Annotated in this window: 12 protein-coding genes and 1 pseudogene; 10 read left to right on the top strand and 3 right to left on the bottom strand. The window is 63.9% G+C overall.

The window, feature by feature from the left end:
- Positions 1–24: 24 nt before the first annotated feature.
- Positions 25–318: pseudogene (locus QOL82_RS09695) on the top strand (MBL fold metallo-hydrolase); the annotation flags it as partial.
- A gap of 42 nt (positions 319–360) precedes the next feature.
- On the opposite strand, the gene arfB reads toward QOL82_RS09695, so the two are convergent.
- On the bottom strand, positions 361–765 hold the full coding sequence (gene arfB / locus QOL82_RS09690; RefSeq protein WP_283442043.1) for an alternative ribosome rescue aminoacyl-tRNA hydrolase ArfB: 405 nt from the start codon (positions 763–765) through the stop codon (positions 361–363).
- A 2-nt stretch (positions 766–767) separates the two neighbouring features.
- Entirely contained in the window at positions 768–1670 is a 903-nt protein-coding gene (locus tag QOL82_RS09685; RefSeq protein ID WP_283442115.1) for a LysR family transcriptional regulator, read from the bottom strand.
- 148 nt (positions 1671–1818) lie between these two features.
- Here QOL82_RS09685 and QOL82_RS09680 point away from each other — a divergent pair, with 148 nt between their 5' ends.
- From QOL82_RS09680 to QOL82_RS09640, 9 genes are all read left to right on the top strand, one after another.
- A complete protein-coding gene (locus tag QOL82_RS09680) occupies positions 1819–2670 on the top strand; it encodes an HTD2 family dehydratase (RefSeq protein ID WP_283442042.1) in 852 nt (283 codons plus the stop codon).
- A 168-nt stretch (positions 2671–2838) separates the two neighbouring features.
- A complete protein-coding gene (locus tag QOL82_RS09675) occupies positions 2839–3999 on the top strand; it encodes an acyl-CoA dehydrogenase family protein (RefSeq protein WP_283442041.1) in 1161 nt (386 codons plus the stop codon).
- 9 nt (positions 4000–4008) lie between these two features.
- A complete protein-coding gene (locus QOL82_RS09670) occupies positions 4009–5196 on the top strand; it encodes a CaiB/BaiF CoA transferase family protein (RefSeq protein ID WP_283442040.1) in 1188 nt (395 codons plus the stop codon).
- A gap of 10 nt (positions 5197–5206) precedes the next feature.
- Complete coding sequence (locus tag QOL82_RS09665; protein WP_430438460.1) at positions 5207–6598, top strand: MmgE/PrpD family protein; 1392 nt, start codon at positions 5207–5209, stop codon at positions 6596–6598.
- Positions 6595–7398 (top strand): HpcH/HpaI aldolase/citrate lyase family protein, encoded by an 804-nt coding sequence (locus tag QOL82_RS09660; protein WP_283442039.1) that lies wholly within the window; start codon positions 6595–6597, stop codon positions 7396–7398. The genes QOL82_RS09665 and QOL82_RS09660 overlap by 4 nt, the downstream gene beginning before the upstream one ends.
- Before the next feature lie 115 nt (positions 7399–7513).
- Entirely contained in the window at positions 7514–8521 is a 1008-nt protein-coding gene (locus QOL82_RS09655; RefSeq protein WP_283442038.1) for a TRAP transporter substrate-binding protein, read from the top strand.
- 225 nt (positions 8522–8746) lie between these two features.
- On the top strand, positions 8747–10882 hold the full coding sequence (locus tag QOL82_RS09650) for an ankyrin repeat domain-containing protein (protein ID WP_283442037.1): 2136 nt from the start codon (positions 8747–8749) through the stop codon (positions 10880–10882).
- Positions 10883–11199: 317 nt separating this feature from the next.
- Positions 11200–12045 carry an ankyrin repeat domain-containing protein gene (locus QOL82_RS09645; RefSeq protein ID WP_283442036.1) on the top strand — a complete coding sequence of 282 codons (846 nt, stop codon included), beginning with the start codon at positions 11200–11202 and terminating at the stop codon, positions 12043–12045.
- Between the two features lie 104 nt (positions 12046–12149).
- A complete protein-coding gene (locus QOL82_RS09640; protein WP_283442035.1) occupies positions 12150–13736 on the top strand; it encodes an ankyrin repeat domain-containing protein in 1587 nt (528 codons plus the stop codon).
- A 150-nt stretch (positions 13737–13886) separates the two neighbouring features.
- On the opposite strand, the gene QOL82_RS09635 is transcribed toward QOL82_RS09640, so the two are convergent.
- Positions 13887–17051 (bottom strand): EAL domain-containing protein, encoded by a 3165-nt coding sequence (locus QOL82_RS09635; protein WP_283442034.1) that lies wholly within the window; start codon positions 17049–17051, stop codon positions 13887–13889.
- Positions 17052–17176 lie beyond the last annotated feature (125 nt).

Below are 17176 nucleotides of genomic sequence, written 5' to 3'. Positions count from 1 at the left end.
TGGACGCTTAAAAGGATTCGACGTAACGGCTTCAAGATCTACCACATGGGCGACACCGGGCTGTTCGGCGACATGAACCTGATCGGCTCCTACTACAAGCCGGACCTGGTGCTGATCCCAATCGGCGGCCATTTCGTGATGTCGCCTGGCGATGCGGCCTATGCGACCCGCGAGATGATCAAGCCGAAGTTCGCGATCCCCGTGCATTACGGCACCACGCCGCAGCTGAAGGGAACCACCGCCGAGTACATCGGCGCGCTGGGGCAGGGCGCGACGAAAGTGTTCCCGATCAATCCGGGCGAAAAGCTGTCGTTCTGACCGACATCCGCAGGCCCGGGCCGGTCCCGGGCGTGTCGCACGCTACTCCGTCACCTTCCCGCGCAGCTGCTTGACCTGGCCGCGGCTGGTCTTCACTTCCAGCCGCTTCCTCTGCGAGCTGCGCGTCGGCCGGGTCGGCCGCCGCACCCGCTGCGGCGTGGCCACCGCTTCCACCATCTCCTGCAGCCGCCGCATCGCATCCTCGCGGTTCTGTTCCTGGCTGCGGTGGGCCTGCGCCTTGATGATCAGCACGCCGTCGCGCGTGATCCGGCTGTCGTTCTGCGCCAGCAGCCTTTCCTTGATCCCGTCGGGCAGCGACGACGCGCGGATGTCGAAGCGCAGGTGGATCGCGCTCGACACCTTGTTGACGTTCTGGCCGCCGGCGCCCTGCGCGCGCACCGCGGTGATGTCCACTTCGCTCTCGGGAATGATGGGCGCATGCAGCATGGTCAGGCCTTTTCTTCCGGCCGGGCGCTGCAGATCACGTCGACCAGCGCCCGCGCATAATGCGGCAGCCCCTCCAGGCTCTGCACGACCACGCTGCGCTCGCGCACCGCCCACGGCTCGGTCAGTTCCACCAGCGCCAGCTTCATCGTGCGACTGTGACGCAATGCGGCAGACTGCGGCAGGATGCCGATGCCGACCTTTGCCTCCACCATCCGGCACATCGCCTCGAAGCCGCGCACCTGTATCCGCAGCTGCAGCCGCTGTCCGCTGCCCGACACGATGCCGTTCAGGAAGTGCCACAGCGTGCTGCCTTCATGCAGGCCGATATGCGGGTAAGCCAGCGTCTCGTCGAAGGAGATGCTGCCGGCCGTCGCCAGCGGATGGTCGGGCGCGGTGGCCAGCACCAGCCGGTCGGTCGAGAAATTGATGATCTCCAGCCCCTGTCCCTGCACCGGCCCGGCGGCGATGCCGATATCGGCGGTGCCTTCCTGGATGCCGCGCACGATCTCCTGGTTCAGCCTTTCCTCCAGCGCGACATTGACCTGCGGGTGGCGGGCCAGGAAGTCGCCCAGCACCTCCGGCATGAATTCGGTCACCGCCGTGGTGTTGGCGAAGATGCGGATGTGGCCCTTGATGCCGTTGTTGTACTGCTGCATGTCGCTGCGGAGCCGTTCGAGCTGCTGCATGAACTGCTGCGCATGCGCCAGCAGCGTCTCGCCCGCCGGGGAGAGCTGGACGCCCTTGTTTTCACGGTAGAGCAGCCGCATGCCGAAACGCGACTCCAGTTCCTTGATGCGGTTGCTGGCGGCGGCCAGCGACATGTGCATGCGCTCGGCCGCCCGCGTCAGGCTCTTGAGCTCGGCGATATGGATGAACAAACGCAGGTCGGTGAAGTCGAACAGCATGGCAACAGTCGTGGCGGAACGGGCGACCATTTTACGCGCCGCGGGCTTCCTTCATCAAAACCATAGCCCCCCTTCGAAAATGGGAGATTGTGCGGACCGGCCCGGCGCATCACACTGTGCCCCATTCCGAAATGACAAGGACGCGTTGATGACAGAGGAAGCATTCGACCTCGCACTGCTGCAGCAATGGGTGGGCAGGACCGAGGTGAAGAAGGATGTGATCCAGCCCGGCATGGCCGACGCGCTGGCCGCCACGCTGGACCGCGCCGCGCCGGCGGACGGCCTGCCGCCGCTCTGGCACTGGATCTATTTCTGGACGGCCGTGCCGGCCTCCGAGATCGGCGCCGACGGCCACCCGCAGCGCGGCGGTTTCCTGCCGCCGGTGCCGCTGCCGCGCCGCATGTGGGCCGGCGGCCGCCTGACCTTCACCGCGCCGCTGGCGCTCGGCAAGCCGGCCACGCGCACCTCTCGCATCCTCGACGTCAGCGCCAAGAACGGCGCCAGCGGCCAGCTGGCCTTCGTCACCGTGCGCCACGAGATCGCGCAGGACGGCCGCATCGCAGTGACCGAGGAACATGACATCGTCTACCGCGCGCTGCCGCAGCCTGGCGCCGCCGCCCCGGCCGGCAAGCCGGCGCCGGCCGACGCCGCCTGGTCGCGCGAGATCACGCCGGACCCGGTGCTGCTGTTCCGCTACTCGGCGCTGACCTTCAATGGCCACCGCATCCATTACGACCGCAGTTACGTGACCGGGGTCGAAGGCTATCCGGGACTGATCGTGCACGGACCGCTGATCGCGACGCTGCTGCTGGACCTGCTGCACCGCAATATGCCGGAGGCGACGGTGCAACAGTTCAACTTCCGCGCGGTCGGCCCGATTTTCGACATCGAACCGTTTACCGTTTGCGGCCAGCCCGCCGAAGACGGCCGCAGCGTGAAGCTGTGGGCAAGGAACAGCCGCGGCGAGCTTGCGATGCAGGCAGAAGCGGCAGTCGGCTAAAAGCAGCCTCCAAAAAACTCAAAAAATCGTAGGGTGTAATAAGCGCCAGCGCATTACACCGCGCGTCGATCACGGAAAGCCGATGGCCTATCGACCATGGTGTAATGCCCTCCGGTAATTACACCCTGCGAATCCCGCCGCACCCGCCAAAATCACGAGGGACACACCATGCACAAACATAACGACCCGTACCAGGACATCCGCGACGCGGTGCGCGCGCTGTGCGCCGAATTCCCGGCCGAGTACTTCCGCAAGATCGACGAGCAGCGCGGCTACCCGGAAGAGTTCGTCAATGCGCTGACCCGCGCCGGCTGGCTGGCCGCGCTGATCCCGCAGGAGTACGGCGGCTCGGGCCTGGGCCTGACCGAAGCGTCGGTCATCATGGAAGAGATCAACCGCTCGGGCGGCAACTCCGGCGCCTGCCACGGCCAGATGTACAACATGGGCACGCTGCTGCGCCACGGCTCCGACCAGCAGAAGCAGTATTACCTGCCCAAGATCGCCAGCGGCGAACTGCGGCTGCAGTCGATGGCCGTGACCGAGCCGTCGACCGGCACCGACACCACCAAGCTGAAGACCACCGCGGTGAAGAAGGGCGACAAGTACGTGGTCAACGGCCAGAAGGTCTGGATCTCGCGGGTCCAGCATTCCGACCTGATGATCCTGCTGGCGCGCACCACGCCGCTGGCCGAGGTCAAGAAGAAGTCCGAAGGCATGTCCATCTTCGTGGTCGACCTGCGCGATGCAATCGGCAAGGGCCTGACCGTGCGGCCGATACTGAACATGGTCAACCACGAGACCAACGAGCTGTTCTTCGAGAACCTGGAAATCCCGGTCGAGAACCTGATTGGCGAGGAAGGCAAGGGCTTCAAGTACATCCTCGACGGCCTCAATGCGGAGCGCACGCTGATCGCGGCCGAGTGCATCGGCGACGGCTACTGGTTCATCGACAAGGTCACCAAGTATGTCAACGAGCGCGTGGTGTTCGGGCGGCCCATCGGCCAGAACCAGGGCGTGCAGTTCCCGATCGCCAAGGCATTCGTCAACATCGAGGCGGCCAACCTGATGCGCTACAAGGCCTGCGAACTGTTCGACGCGCACCAGCCCTGCGGCGCCGAGGCCAACATGGCGAAGATGCTGGCCGCGGACGCGTCCTGGGAAGCGGCCAATGCCTGCCTGCAGTTCCACGGCGGCTTCGGCTTCGCCGCCGAATACGATGTCGAGCGCAAGTTCCGCGAGACCCGCCTGTACCAGGTCGCGCCGATCTCGACCAACCTGATCCTGTCCTATGTCGCCGAGCACATGCTCGGCCTGCCGCGTTCGTTTTAAGGAGCAGCCATGCGTCCCCTCGATGGCATCACCGTCATTACCCTGGAACACGCGATCGCCGCGCCGTTTTGCACCCGCCAGCTGGCGGACCTCGGCGCCCGCGTGATCAAGGTCGAGCGCCCCGGCGTCGGCGACTTCGCCCGCGCCTACGACGGGCGGGTGCGCGGCCTGGCCTCGCATTTCGTCTGGACCAACCGCTCCAAGGAAAGCCTGACGCTGGACGTCAAGCATGCGGAAGCCGTGCCCATCCTGCATGAGCTGCTGAAGGATGCCGACGTGCTGGTGCAGAACCTCGCGCCCGGCGCGTCGGCCCGGCTGGGCCTGTCCTACGACGCATTGAAGGAGCAGTACCCGCGGCTGATCGTCTGCGACATCTCGGGCTACGGCGCCGACGGCCCCTACCGCGACAAGAAAGCCTACGACCTGCTGATCCAGAGCGAGTCCGGCTTCCTGTCCATCACCGGCTCGCCGGACGAGCCGGCCAAGGCCGGATGCTCGGTGGCCGACATCGCCGCCGGCATGTACGCGTACACCAACATCCTTGCCGCGCTGATCCAGCGCGGCAAGACCGGACAGGGCTGCAATATCGACGTGTCCATGCTGGAGAGCATGGCCGAATGGATGAGCTACCCGCTGTACTACGCGATGGACGGCGCTGCGCCGCCACCGCGCGCGGCCGCCTCGCATGCGACCATCTACCCGTATGGCCCGTTCCCGGCCGGCGACGGCAAGGTCATCATGCTGGGCCTTCAGAACGAGCGCGAATGGGCGGTCTTCTGCAGCAAGGTGCTCCGGCAGCCCGAACTGGCGACCGATGCACGCTTCAACACCAATGCGCTGCGCAGCGCCTCGCGCAAGGAACTGTACGAACTGATCGTCGGCGTCTTCGCCGGCATGACGGCCGAGCAGGTCGTCGAGCGTCTGGAAGACGCGCAGATCGCCAATGCGCACATGAACGACATGCATGACCTGTGGGAGCATGCGCAGCTGAAGGCGCGCCACCGCTGGACCGAGGTGGCGACGCCGGCCGGCCCGGTGCCGGCGCTGCTGCCGCCCGGCATGCCGAACGGGGCCAACGGCTATGCGCCGCGGATGGACCCGGTGCCGGCGCTGGGCCAGCATACCGACGCCATCCTGGCCGGGCTGGGATTCGACGCCGAGCGCATCGCGCGCCTGCATGCCGAAAAAGCCGTTTAGATAAAGCCGCATGGACACGAAGGACTATTCGATGGAAGAGACGACGATGGACAATCACCCGAGCAAGACCCTGGCCACGTTCGCGGCCACGCTGCAATTCGACAGCATTCCCGACGCCGTGGTGCGCCGCGCCGAAGACCTGCTGCTGGACTGGTTCGGCTCGGCGCTGGCCGGCAAGAGCGGCCGCCCGGTGCAGACCATTGCCAGCTTCGCGCGGCAGATGGGACCGGCCGATGGCCAGTCCGAGATACTGATCTCGCGCGGCAGCAGTACGCCGCTGTTCGCCGCGATGGTGAATGCCGCATCCTCGCATTTCGCCGAGCAGGACGACGTGCACAACGGCTCGGTGTTCCACCCGGCGGCAGTGGTGTTCCCGGCCGCGCTGGCGGTCGCACAGTCGCTCGGCAGTTCGGGACGCGAGCTGCTGGAAGCGTCGGTGGTCGGCTATGAAGTCGGCATCCGCGTCGGCGAATTCCTGGGCCGCTCGCATTACCGCATCTTCCATACCACCGGCACCGCCGGCACCGTTGCCGCCGCGGCGGCCGTGGGCCGCCTGCTCAAGCTCACGCCCGCGCAGATGCTGCATGCGTTCGGCTCGGCCGGCACGCAGGCTGCAGGCCTCTGGGAATTCCTGCGCGACGCCGCCGACTCCAAGCAGCTGCATACCGCCAAGGCGGCCGCGGACGGCCTGATGGCGGCCTACCTGGCGCAGGAAGGCTATACCGGCGCGCAGCGCATCCTGGAAGGCGCGCAGGGCATGGGCGCGGGCATGTCGACCGACGCCGACCCGGCGCGCCTGACCGACAGGCTGGGCGAGCGCTGGGCGCTGGCCGAGACCTCGTTCAAGTTCCATGCGTCATGCCGGCACACGCATCCGGCCGCCGACGCGCTGCTGCAGGTGGTGACCGAGCACCAGTTGCGGCCCGAGCAGATCGCCCGCGTCACTGCCCATGTGCACCAGGGCGCGATCGACGTGCTGGGCCCGGTGACGGACCCGCAGACCGTGCACCAGGCGAAATTCTCGATGGGCACCGTGCTGGGCCTGATCGCGCAGTTCCAGAATGCCGGCATGAAGGAGTTCGACGAAGCGTTCAATGACGTCGGCATCCGCGCATTCCGCGACAAGGTCGGCATGGAGCTCGACCAGGAGATCGACACCGCCTACCCGGCGCGCTGGATAGGCCGCGTCACGGTCGAGACCGTGGACGGCCAGCGCTACGAAGGCCGGGTCGACGAACCCAAGGGCGACCCCGGCAACACGCTGTCGCGCGAGGAACTGGAGCAGAAGGCGCTGCGCCTGGCGGACTTCAGCAAGGCCGCCACCGCGGAAGAGATGCGCTCCGCCTTCGAGCGGCTGTGGAACATCGCTGAAGTCGCGCAGGTAGGCGCGCTGCTGCGATGAACCGCACCTACCTGTTCGTGCCGGGCAACCGGCCGGAACGCTATGCGAAGGCGCTGGCCGCCGGCGCGGATGCGGTCATCATCGACCTCGAGGATGCGGTGGCGCCCGCTGAAAAGACGGCGGCGCGCGATGCGTTGCGAGCCTGGCTGTCGCCGGCGCATCCGGTGCTGGTGCGCATCAACAGCGCCGACACCGCCTGGTTCGAGGACGACCTTGCGCTGGCCGGGCTGCCCGGCGTGGCCGGCGTCGTCCTGCCCAAGGCAGAGCAGGCGGGCGACGTTGCGCGGCTCGTCGCGCAGGGCGCGCCCGCGGTGCTGCCGCTGATCGAAAGCGCGCTGGGCTTCCACAATGCGCTGGACCTGGCGCGCCAGCCGGGCGTCGAACGGCTGCTGTTCGGCAGCATCGACTTCAGCGTGGACCTGGGCCTGACCGAAGGCGTCGAGGAACTGCAGTACTTCCGCTCGCAGCTGGTGCTGGTGTCGCGGCTGGCCGGCATACAGCCGCCGGTCGATGGCGTCACGACCACGCTGGACGACGCCGGCCGCCTCGCCGACGACACGCGGCGCGCGCGGCGCTACGGCTTCGGCGGCAAGCTGTGCATCCATCCGCGCCAGGTCGCGCCGGTCAACGCCGCCTTTGCGCCCAGCGAGGCGGAAGCGGCATGGGCGCTGCGCGTGCTGCAGGCTGTGGAAAATACGGATGGCGCCGCAGTCGCTGTAGACGGCAAGATGGTGGACCGTCCGGTCGTGCTCCAGGCGCAGGCGATCATCGAGGAAGTCCGACGCCGTACTGCAAGCTGACCCACCGTGCCGGCGCATGCAAGATCCGCGTGAACCGGCCCGGCCCAGGCAATCCGATCGTAGCAATCCGATCCAAGCAATCCCATCCTTCAAATCAAATAAACGGAGACCTGCAATGACATTCAAACCAACCACCCTCGCGCTGGCCGCAGCTGCCCTGCTGTTTTCCGCCGGCGCTTATGCGCAGGCCCCGATCGTCATCAAGTTCAGCCACGTGGTGGCGAACGACACGCCGAAAGGCAAGGGCGCCGAGCGCTTCAAGGAACTGGCCGAGAAAGCCACCAACGGCCGCGTCAAGGTCGAGGTCTACCCAAACAGCACGCTGTACAAGGACAAGGAAGAAATGGAAGCGCTGCAGCTGGGCGCGGTGCAGATGCTGGCGCCTTCGCTGGCCAAGTTCGGCCCGCTGGGCGTGAAGGAATTCGAGGCATTCGACATTCCCTACATCTTCCCGACCAAGGACGTGCTGTACCGCGTCACCGAGGGCCAGGTGGGCCGCGATCTGTTCAAGAAGCTGGAGCCGAAGGGCATCACCGGCCTGGCCTACTGGGATAACGGCTTCAAGCAGATGACCGCCAACAAGCCGCTCAGGAAGCCGTCCGACTTCAAGGGCATGAAGATGCGCATCCAGTCGTCCAAGGTGCTCGACGCGCAGTTCCGCGCGCTCGGCGCGAACCCGCAGGTGATGGCCTTCTCCGAGGTCTACCAGGCGCTGCAGACCGGCGTGGTCGACGGCACCGAGAACACGCCGTCCAACATCTACACGCAGAAGATGCACGAGGTGCAGACTCACCTGACCGTGTCCGACCACGGTTATATCGGCTATGCGGTCATCGTCAACAAGAAGTTCTGGGACGGCTTGCCGGCCGACGTCCGCACCCAGCTGGAAACCGCGATGAAGGACGCGACCAAGTACACCAATGCGATCGCCGAGCAGGAAAACAAGCAGGCGCTGGACGCAATCAAGAAACACGGCAAGACCGAGGTCTATACGCTGACCGCGGCCGAGAAAGCTGAATGGCGCAAGGCGCTGCTGCCGGTGCGCAAGGACGTCGAAGGCCGGGTCGGCAAGGAAGTGCTGAACGCGGTCGACAAGGAGTCGGCGGCGCTGGGCATCAAGTAATCGTTGTCACCCAGCAGGGTCACGGCTGCGAAGACGGCCCGGACCCTGCGCACAGCGGTCCGCACCTGGTTTGGCCAACCGTCGTTTGGTCAAACCACGAACGCAGGCGCCATGGGTGCTGACCGTATCGAAAGGTCATCGTATCCCGTCGAAACAACTTGATCCACGAACTATTTCCAATCATCCGGTTACCACTGGTGTAATGAAACTACATCACAGGTCACGATGGCTACCCCAGCAATTGGTCATGATGCCAATCGCATCGAATATCAGGTTTCGCCCGTCTCCGAATTACCCAGCGAATCGAAAGCTACCGCAAGGCTGATAGGCAAGCAGCCGGAAGCGCCGCTGGTACGGAGCACCTCCCGCGGGATCTCCCTGATCCCTTCCGACGCCAGCCAGGAAACGCATGCGCCACGCAGGCAAGAGGCGCCCAGGTGGCAGCCGCCTTCACTGCCCGGGCCGAGCCAAGGCAAAACGGTGGCGGCCTCTCCGTCCTGCACCCTGCCGTCAAGGACGCAAGGTCCTGAAACAGTCATCGCAGCCGACGGAACGCAGGCGTCACAGGTCATCCATGAAACCGTGGTTCTCCTGAAAATGGTATTGAACAGCGGGGATTCAGATACATTCGACTATCTTGTTGAACGCGTCGATCTTGAAAGTCTGGAACCTGCGCTGAAATATCTGGATGGATCGATACTGAAGGATTTGATCCGTGACGGACGCATTGAAATAATCCGGAAATTTCTCCGTTTTTTCGGCGATGGCGCGCTGAGATTCATCAATGGCCCGGAACGGGGCGGTCAGTTCGACGCACTCGGCGCGGCAGCATCAAGGAACCAGGTGTCCATCGGCCTGATGTTGATAGAAGAAGGTGCCCGTCCGGAAAAAAGTTGCCCGAAAAAATTTCTGGACAATATGCTCAGGAAGGCAATCGCTGAATACAGATGGGACCTGGTCAGTTTTCTCACCTGTCATGCCGACCCTGGCCTGCTGCGCAATTTGCCCAAGCGGCCTTCCCGCGATGAGCCAGGTAATCAGCAGGACATGCTGGACCTGAGTGGCCCTATGCTCTTTCATTTGGCGAATAAGAATGCAGCGGCACTTACCAGTATTTATTCCGCCATGTTCAATCATGCGGGGGCACGCGGTAGCGATAAACTATTCTTCACCGTTTTGAATAGAGCAATTTATTGCAACGATATCGACGCGTTGAGACTGGTGTTTTCGGCCAGGCCCGAATCGATGAAATCCGCTAAACCGTTCAAGGGCTACGACGCTTACATGATCAGAGCGGCGAGGCAAGGAAATACGGCCGTCCTGGAGGTCCTGCTGGATTTCCATCCATTGATTCGTCCGGCGCGTAATGACGGCGGTGTGATCTCCCGTTTTCTCAATTTCCTCGACGACAATATCTTTTTCTCCGGCAGGGCGATTGATAAGGAAGACGGTGCGGGCAACACGCTGCTTTACCAGGCTGCTCGCTCGCATAACGTGGCAACCATGGCGTTGTTGCTGGAACGCGGGGCCAGTGGGCGCAAGCTTCTCGAGAAAGAAGCGCAAGGACTGATTGCGCCCACGCTGCCCAATCGCAAGGCCGATGAAGCTTTGCCTGCGTGGACGATCGATTATCTGGCGATGAAGTCTTCGACGGGTAGCATCAGCAGCAATGACCAACCCCGGGTCATCAGGCATTCGCTGCCTCGCATCGTCAACGACGCTGCGGTAGTGGGGACTGCGTTGAGTGGCCGTGCTGGCGGACCGACTGCTGCACAGTCGATCATGATCAGGGCTGGCATGCTTGCCCAGTCAACTGTGCCTGACTTTCTGGCGGACGAAAACCCGTATGCAGAGTCCGGCCTGGATACCGCTACCATCGGTGCATTGAATGTTCGCCTGCAGAAATGGCGTGAAAAGCCTGTCGAAGAGGGTGAGGCGCTCGAGGAGCCTTTTCGCGAACTCGTAGGCGACCTATGGGCCTTTATCAATAGCCACGACGTGGACGACGCCAGAATGGGCAGGGTGCTCAAGGCCGACCTGATGGAGCATGGCATGTATGGCTTGCTGGCAGACTGCGTTGTTGCGGCATGGACTGCCGTATCGAGCGACCATGCTTTGCATTCTCGTCAAAACGCAGATGAAGAAGCGTTTGCGCTTGCGCTGCGGCAGGAGATATGGTTTAGCCCGCATCGGAAGGAGAAGCGATACCAGGCGGCCGAAGCCTGCGTCGAGCCTGTGCTATTCGACGTGCTGATGCGCCGTCAGTTGTATGTCATCGAGCAGTATTGCGATGCATTTCGAGCGCCGCCTCATGCCGCGCCTCACGGACAAACTGGCTTGACCTCGCCAAGTCAGGTGTGAATGCAAGCAGGCCCCGTCCAGGGGCAGGTCTGAACAGAGGCGAGGAAGGAACGATGGCAGGATGGGACCGTACCCATCGCCATCGTTTATCCTTTCCAGGCGTGAGCATGCAAATCCAGTCCGACCAGTCAATCGCTGCCCATGGCAGGGCAATCCACCATGCTTCCTCATCCACCACGTCCCGCGCCGGTTCGACATCGGCGCTGGCGTCCAGGGCGCCGGCAGCCAGCCTGATTCCGCCCCATCCAGGCGGACATTCCCTTTCCCCATCCAATGCAAGCAGGCCGGCGTTTCAGGAAGGACGTGCATGCCAGCCTATGCTTCCCCAGGCCCTGCAAGAGGCGCTGAGGAATGATCACTGGGACGCATGCACTGCAGCGCTGACTGCCTTGCCCGGCGCCGCCATCGAGGAGCATGTCCTGATGCAGCATGCAGCGCGACTCGGCGCGGAAAAGGTCGTGTTCCGTCTCCAAGGCAAAAATGTCAGTCCCTTTGTTCCAGACATGCAGTCGGGCGCTTTTTACCTGGCGCTGACGCTCGGTAACGAGCGCCTTGCAGGGCAGATGCTGGACACCTGCCGCGTCAGCGAGCGCGTGCTTCCGGATCTGAAACCCTGCCTGGAAGCCGCGGTCGACCATCGCGACCACGGCGCCATTGCCTGGCTTGTCAAATTTTCCGTCAAGAACAGGTCGGACATGCCCTTCGCACTGCTCAGCGACGCTATTGGCGAATCGAACGCCAGACGTGTCGAGATAATGATCAGCCACCCGGCATTTGCGGCAGCCATGAACGACCCCAAGGCAGAGTGCCTGTTCCTGGCCCACGCAATCAGAAAGGGAACAGCGGAGGTGCTGAGCCTCCTGTTGTCGAGAAAGCGCAGCGCCGCGAACGCCGCTGGTCTTTGGGAAAAGATCGGCCGCAAGGGCAATACCTTGCTGCACCTGGCTGCAGCCAGCGGCGACCTGGCGAAGCTTAAATGTATTCTGGACATGCACCCGGACATAAGGCGCGAGGGCGCCAGTGATTCCTTCTTCGCCAGGCTGCTGCGGGGCGACGCGATCGACGCTAAAAATAACGATGGCAAGACCGCCTGGACGCTTGCCGTGGAAGCCGGACACGAAGAACTGGCAACCATGCTGATCGAAAGGGACGCACGTTCCTGAAGGGGTTGGAAATCATGCGCGCTGAAAACATTGTTTGGGTAATGAACAATTGTTAATCAGATTGTCACTCAGCACGTTCTCGTTCACAATTTCCGGGCTTGGTCATGGATATAAATAATCCCGTCCGCCAGCGCGTTGATGGCGTTCACCTGAGGAGCGACTCTGCCGATCCGCCATCGTCGCTGGACGGCCGCGCAGCCGCGCAACTGGCGCAACCAAGGCTCTATTCGGTTGACCACCGTCCTACCCGGTTGCCGTCAGGCCCGGGCCGGGAACTGGATGCTGCGCAGAATGCAGGTACGCCGCATTGGCGGGGTGATTCAGTCGATAGCAGTGCTGCGGCGGTCGTAGCCGGCACATCGCCATCCTCGTCGACCGATAGGCCGATTTCCGCCGAGCAGCAGCGGCGAAATCAGATGAAAGCAAAATTGGGTCTGTCAAGCGAAGAGGTCGTCTGCCTGGAAAACCTTGAAGCTGCGATCAAAAACGGAGATGCCCGGCTTGCAAAAGATCTGGCTCATTGCAGCCGCGTAAATCTCGGCCATGCAAACGTGCTGGAACACTTGCTTGAGTACACCAATCATGCTGTCGTGGCTGACGCGGTGAACTCTGAAAATATCGACTGCTTCCTGTTCCTGACGGCGGACCACAACTATGTGGAAAATTTTTCAGACCGCATGTTCAACGATCCAGACAAAAGCGGACGCGCCTATCTGCTCGACATTGCGGCTTCCACCGACAACCTGGAACTGGGGATGATGCTCGTGGAAAGGAGTGCGAAGCCCGGGCCGGATTGTCCCCGGCGCTTTCTCGACCGGATGCTTGTACAAGCAATGGACGTGGGCGCATCCGGCGCCGCAAGCAAGCTGCTAGGGTACGGCGCTGATTGGGACCTGTTTTTCTACCATCAGAAAAAACTTGAAATGGATTTGTCCGGTCAGACTAATTTCCTGAAACCCGCGGTCAATTTTTACCTTCGGTCAGCCAATGAAAATGAAAAAGTGCTGACAGATATTTTGTGCGCGTGGACAGGTACTGGCACAGGCACTATCGAAATGTTCGATAAAAATCTGAAAGACGTCATATTAGACAAAGGGACCAGACGCCTGGCGCTGCTGTTGAAGGTCAGGCCTGATGTCGTGGAAGCCGATCAGCACAACCCAAGCAAGGGGATGATGCAGGCGGCTGCCAAGGCAGTCTCGGTTGGAAACGTGGAGGCGCTGAAAATGCTGTTGAACTACCAGCCGTTCGTGCGCGCGGCCTCCACGGAAGAAAGCGGAACGACAAAGGTGCGCCCAAATGCGGAAAACAGCGTCCTTTTTTCCAGCCAGATGCTCGACCTGGTGGACGAAGCGGGTCGCACGCTGCTGCATCTCGCCGCCCAGTCGGGCAATGCCGAGACTGTTGCGTTTATGTTGGGCCAGGGCGCGAATCTGATGGCGCTGGACAGCGAGGGAGAATCGGCGCTGATCCATGCCGTGAAGCACGGTCGCACCGATGCGGCCGTTCGGATTCTACAGGCAGCATTGGAAGGCACTGGCAGCGGGCCTGACATGGCGGCAATGATCTCGGCTGCGATGCAGCATGCGGATCCATCCATGCGGGCGGCACTGCACAACGCCAACCGGGATGCCTTGCCTGCGCCGAGGGCTGCTGCGCCGCCGTCGTACGCGCGCCATGACGATCTTTGAGAAAATCGGCAACGCAAGCGGCGACTTGATTGGGAAGGCAGGCCAACCGGGCGACGCAAAATTGCGCCCATTTGCGCGAACGGCAGACGACCGCTTGACCATGCACGCGCTGTCGCCGCATTGTGCATCGCTCCGGCTCCATGTCGTCCCCTAGGCCCGCCGCAGCCTCCCGCCACTCCCCGCCGCCGCATGCGCCGCCATCCACGCCTGCGCTTCCGCTGCCGGCAATGCCCGGCTGTAGTAAAACCCCTGCAGCTCGTCGCAGCCCGCGGCGCGCAGCAGGTCGACGTCTTCCAGCCGCTCCACGCCTTCGGCCACCACCTGCAGCCCCAGCGTATGCCCGAGTCCGATGATGGCGTTGGTCACCGCCAGGTTCTGTGGCGCGCTGTGCATGTTCTGGATGAAGGCGCGATCTATCTTCAGCTTGTCGATCGGGAAGCGGTACAGGTAGCTGAGGCTGGAATAGCCGGAACCGAAGTCGTCGATGGAGATGGTGCAGCCAAGCGCCTTGATGTCGCGCAGCACCGCGATCGTGTCGTCGACCTTGTCCATCAATATGGACTCGGTCAGCTCCAGCTCGATCTGCGCCGGCTCCACCGCGTGCTGGCGCAGCGCGGCGTCAAGCGTCGCGCACAATCCCGGCTCGCGCAGCTGCACCGCCGACAGGTTGATCGACACCGGCACCGCGCCGATGCCGGCGCGCCGCCAGTGGCGGTGCTGGCTGCAGGCCTCGGCGATGATCCATGCGCCGATGCCGACGATCAGGCCGGACTCCTCGGCAATCGGGATGAAGTCCGCCGGCGGGATCAGCCCGCGCTGCGGATGCATCCAGCGCACCAGGCTTTCCACGCCCGCCAGGGCGCCGGTCCTGGCGTCGATGCGCGGCTGGTAGTACAGCACCAGCTCGTCCCGCTCGACCGCATGCCGCAGGTCGTTTTCCAGCTGCAGCCGGCGCAGAACCCGTTCATTCAGCTCCGGCGTGAAGAACTGCAGGTTGTCGCGGCCGCTGTTCTTGGCCTGGTACATCGCGACGTCGGCATGCCGCATCAGGCGGTCGATGTCGCTGCCGTCGTCCGGGTAGACCGCGACCCCGACGCTGCAGGAAATATGCAGTTCGGCGCCGTCGACATGATGCGGCCGGCGGATCTGCGAGATCAGCCGCTGGTCGACGATCTTGCCGATCTCTTCCACGGCCGTGATGCCGTTGAGGATCACCACGAATTCATCGCCGCCCAGCCGCGCCACCGTGTCGCCGTTGCGCACCACGTTGAGCAGCCGGCTCGAGATCGAGCGCAGCAGGCCGTCGCCCACGTGGTGGCCGAGCGAGTCGTTGATGTTCTTGAAGCGGTCGAGGTCGACGAACAGCACCGCCACCCGCTGGCCGCTGCGCTTGGCCTGGTCGATGGAGAGCTGTAGTCGTTCCTGGCACAGGCTGCGGTTGGGCAGGCCGGTCAGCGCATCGTGCTGGGCCATGTAGGCGATGCGTTGCTCGTTCTTCTTGCGTTCGCTGATGTCGAGCGTGATGGCGATGTAGTGGCTGACCTGGCCCTGCGCGTCGCGCACCGCATTGAGCACCAGCCAGGCAGGGTAGGGCTCGCGGCCCTTGCGCTTGAGCCAGGCTTCGCCCTGCCAGCTGCCCAGGTTCAGCGCGGCATCGGTGATGTCGGCGAAGAAGCCGTCCGGGTTGCCGCTGCCGAGCAGGAAGCGCGGGTTCATGCCCAGCAGGTCGTCGAGGTCGAGGTTGGCGCCGCGGCAGACCGCGCGGTTGACGTCGACGATGCGGCCCTGCGGGTCGATGATCATGATGCCTTCGGACGACGCTTCGAACACCCGGGCCCACAGTTCGAGCCGCTGCTCCATCAGCTTCATCTGGTTGATCGGCGTAAACGTGGTCAGCACCGCGCGCTGGCCCTGGTAGACGATGCAGCGCGCTGACACCAGCGCCCACGAAGGCGTCCTGCCGCCGCGCCAGCAGACCTCGAACTGGTCCACCGCCTCGGTGTCGGTCAGGCCCTGGAAGAAGCGGGCGCGGGTCTCGGCCTGCATGCCGACGCTCCACGGGTCGGTCTTGCGGCCGTTGAGCCAGGACTCTGCCGCCTGGTTCGCATGCAGCACGTCATGCAGCGGGATCGAGGTCACCATCATCGGGATGGGAATCGCTTCCACCAGTTCGCGCTGCGCATCGGCGGCCCGGTGGCGCGCCACCAGTTCCTGCTGGCTGATGCGCTGCCGATCCAGCTGTTCGAGCATGCCGTTGAAGCCGCGCACCAGGCGGCCGATCTCGTCGGTGCTGTTCCACTCGGCGCGCAGCGAATAGTCGCCCGAGTCGCTGACCTTGGCCGCGACCCGGGCCAGCCGGCTAATCGGCTTCGAGATCTGGCGGGCGACGAAGAAGACCACGCTCAGGATCACCATCAGCAGCAGCGCGGCGGTGCCGAGGTGCATCCACATGCGGGCATAGGCTTCGGCCTTGCGCAGCGCCAGCAGCCGCTGCAGGTCGTCCTGCGCCGCGGTCCAGGCGCGGGCCAGCGCATCGACCGCGGCGACGCGCTGGCGCTCCAGCGCGGCGACCTCGCCGTCCGTGCCGGCGCCGAGGCTGCGGCTGGCTTCGCGGAAGCGGGTCAGTGCGTCCCGCAGCGCGGCGCGGCTGGGAGAAAGGCGCTGCCGCAGTTCCGGCTTGCTGGCGGAGAAGGCTTCCTCGTAGTCGCTGTCTATGCCCTGCACGCTGGCGTCCAGCCTGCCTTCGAGCAGCAGCGCGCGGCTGCTGGCGTCCGGCTCCGGGTGCCGCTGCAGGTGTTCGGCAAGCTGCGCGGTTTCCCGCAGCAGGCCCAGCAGCTCGGGAAAGCGCAGCAGCACCAGCGACATCGTGTAATAGCTGTCGAGGTCGGGGTCGAGGATCAGGTTGGACTGGTTGCCGACCCGCGTCAGCAGCGCGCGTCCGGCGTCGAAGGCCGCGTCGCCGCCGGCAGGCCCGGCAAGCGCGGCGGTGAAGGCCCGGTTCAGCGCGGCGGTGTCGAGCGCGCCGCCGAAGCTGGCTTCAGCAACGCGCAGGCCATCGACGTCAAGCGTCGTGCGGGCCGGCGGCTGCCGCTGCAGGTGCGACAGGTCCTGGGCGAGCGGCACCAGGTTCCGGCTGATGGCGGCGATGTAATGGCCGCCATTGATTTCCTTCTGGGTGAAATCGATCGCGATGTACTTCTCGTTGATCAGGATGCCCGACACGAAGATGACGGCGGTGAGGTCCAGCAGGTAGATCAGGGAGAGCTTGCGCCCCACGCTCAGGCCGCCGATCAGGCGCGCGAAATAGTGTTGCATCCAGTGGCCTTGCAGTGAAAGTGAACCGTTTCACAAGCAATGCCCATGCCAGGCGTTTCCTGAATGCAATAATGTTATGCCTGCCCGCCGGTCGTTCTTCGCAGCCGCGGCGGCCGCCGCACAGC

It is taken from the genome of Noviherbaspirillum suwonense (assembly GCF_900182955.1).
GTDB classification, from domain to species: Bacteria; Pseudomonadota; Gammaproteobacteria; order Burkholderiales; family Burkholderiaceae_D; genus Noviherbaspirillum_A; species Noviherbaspirillum_A suwonense.
This window is presented reverse-complemented; position numbering and strand designations above follow the sequence as displayed.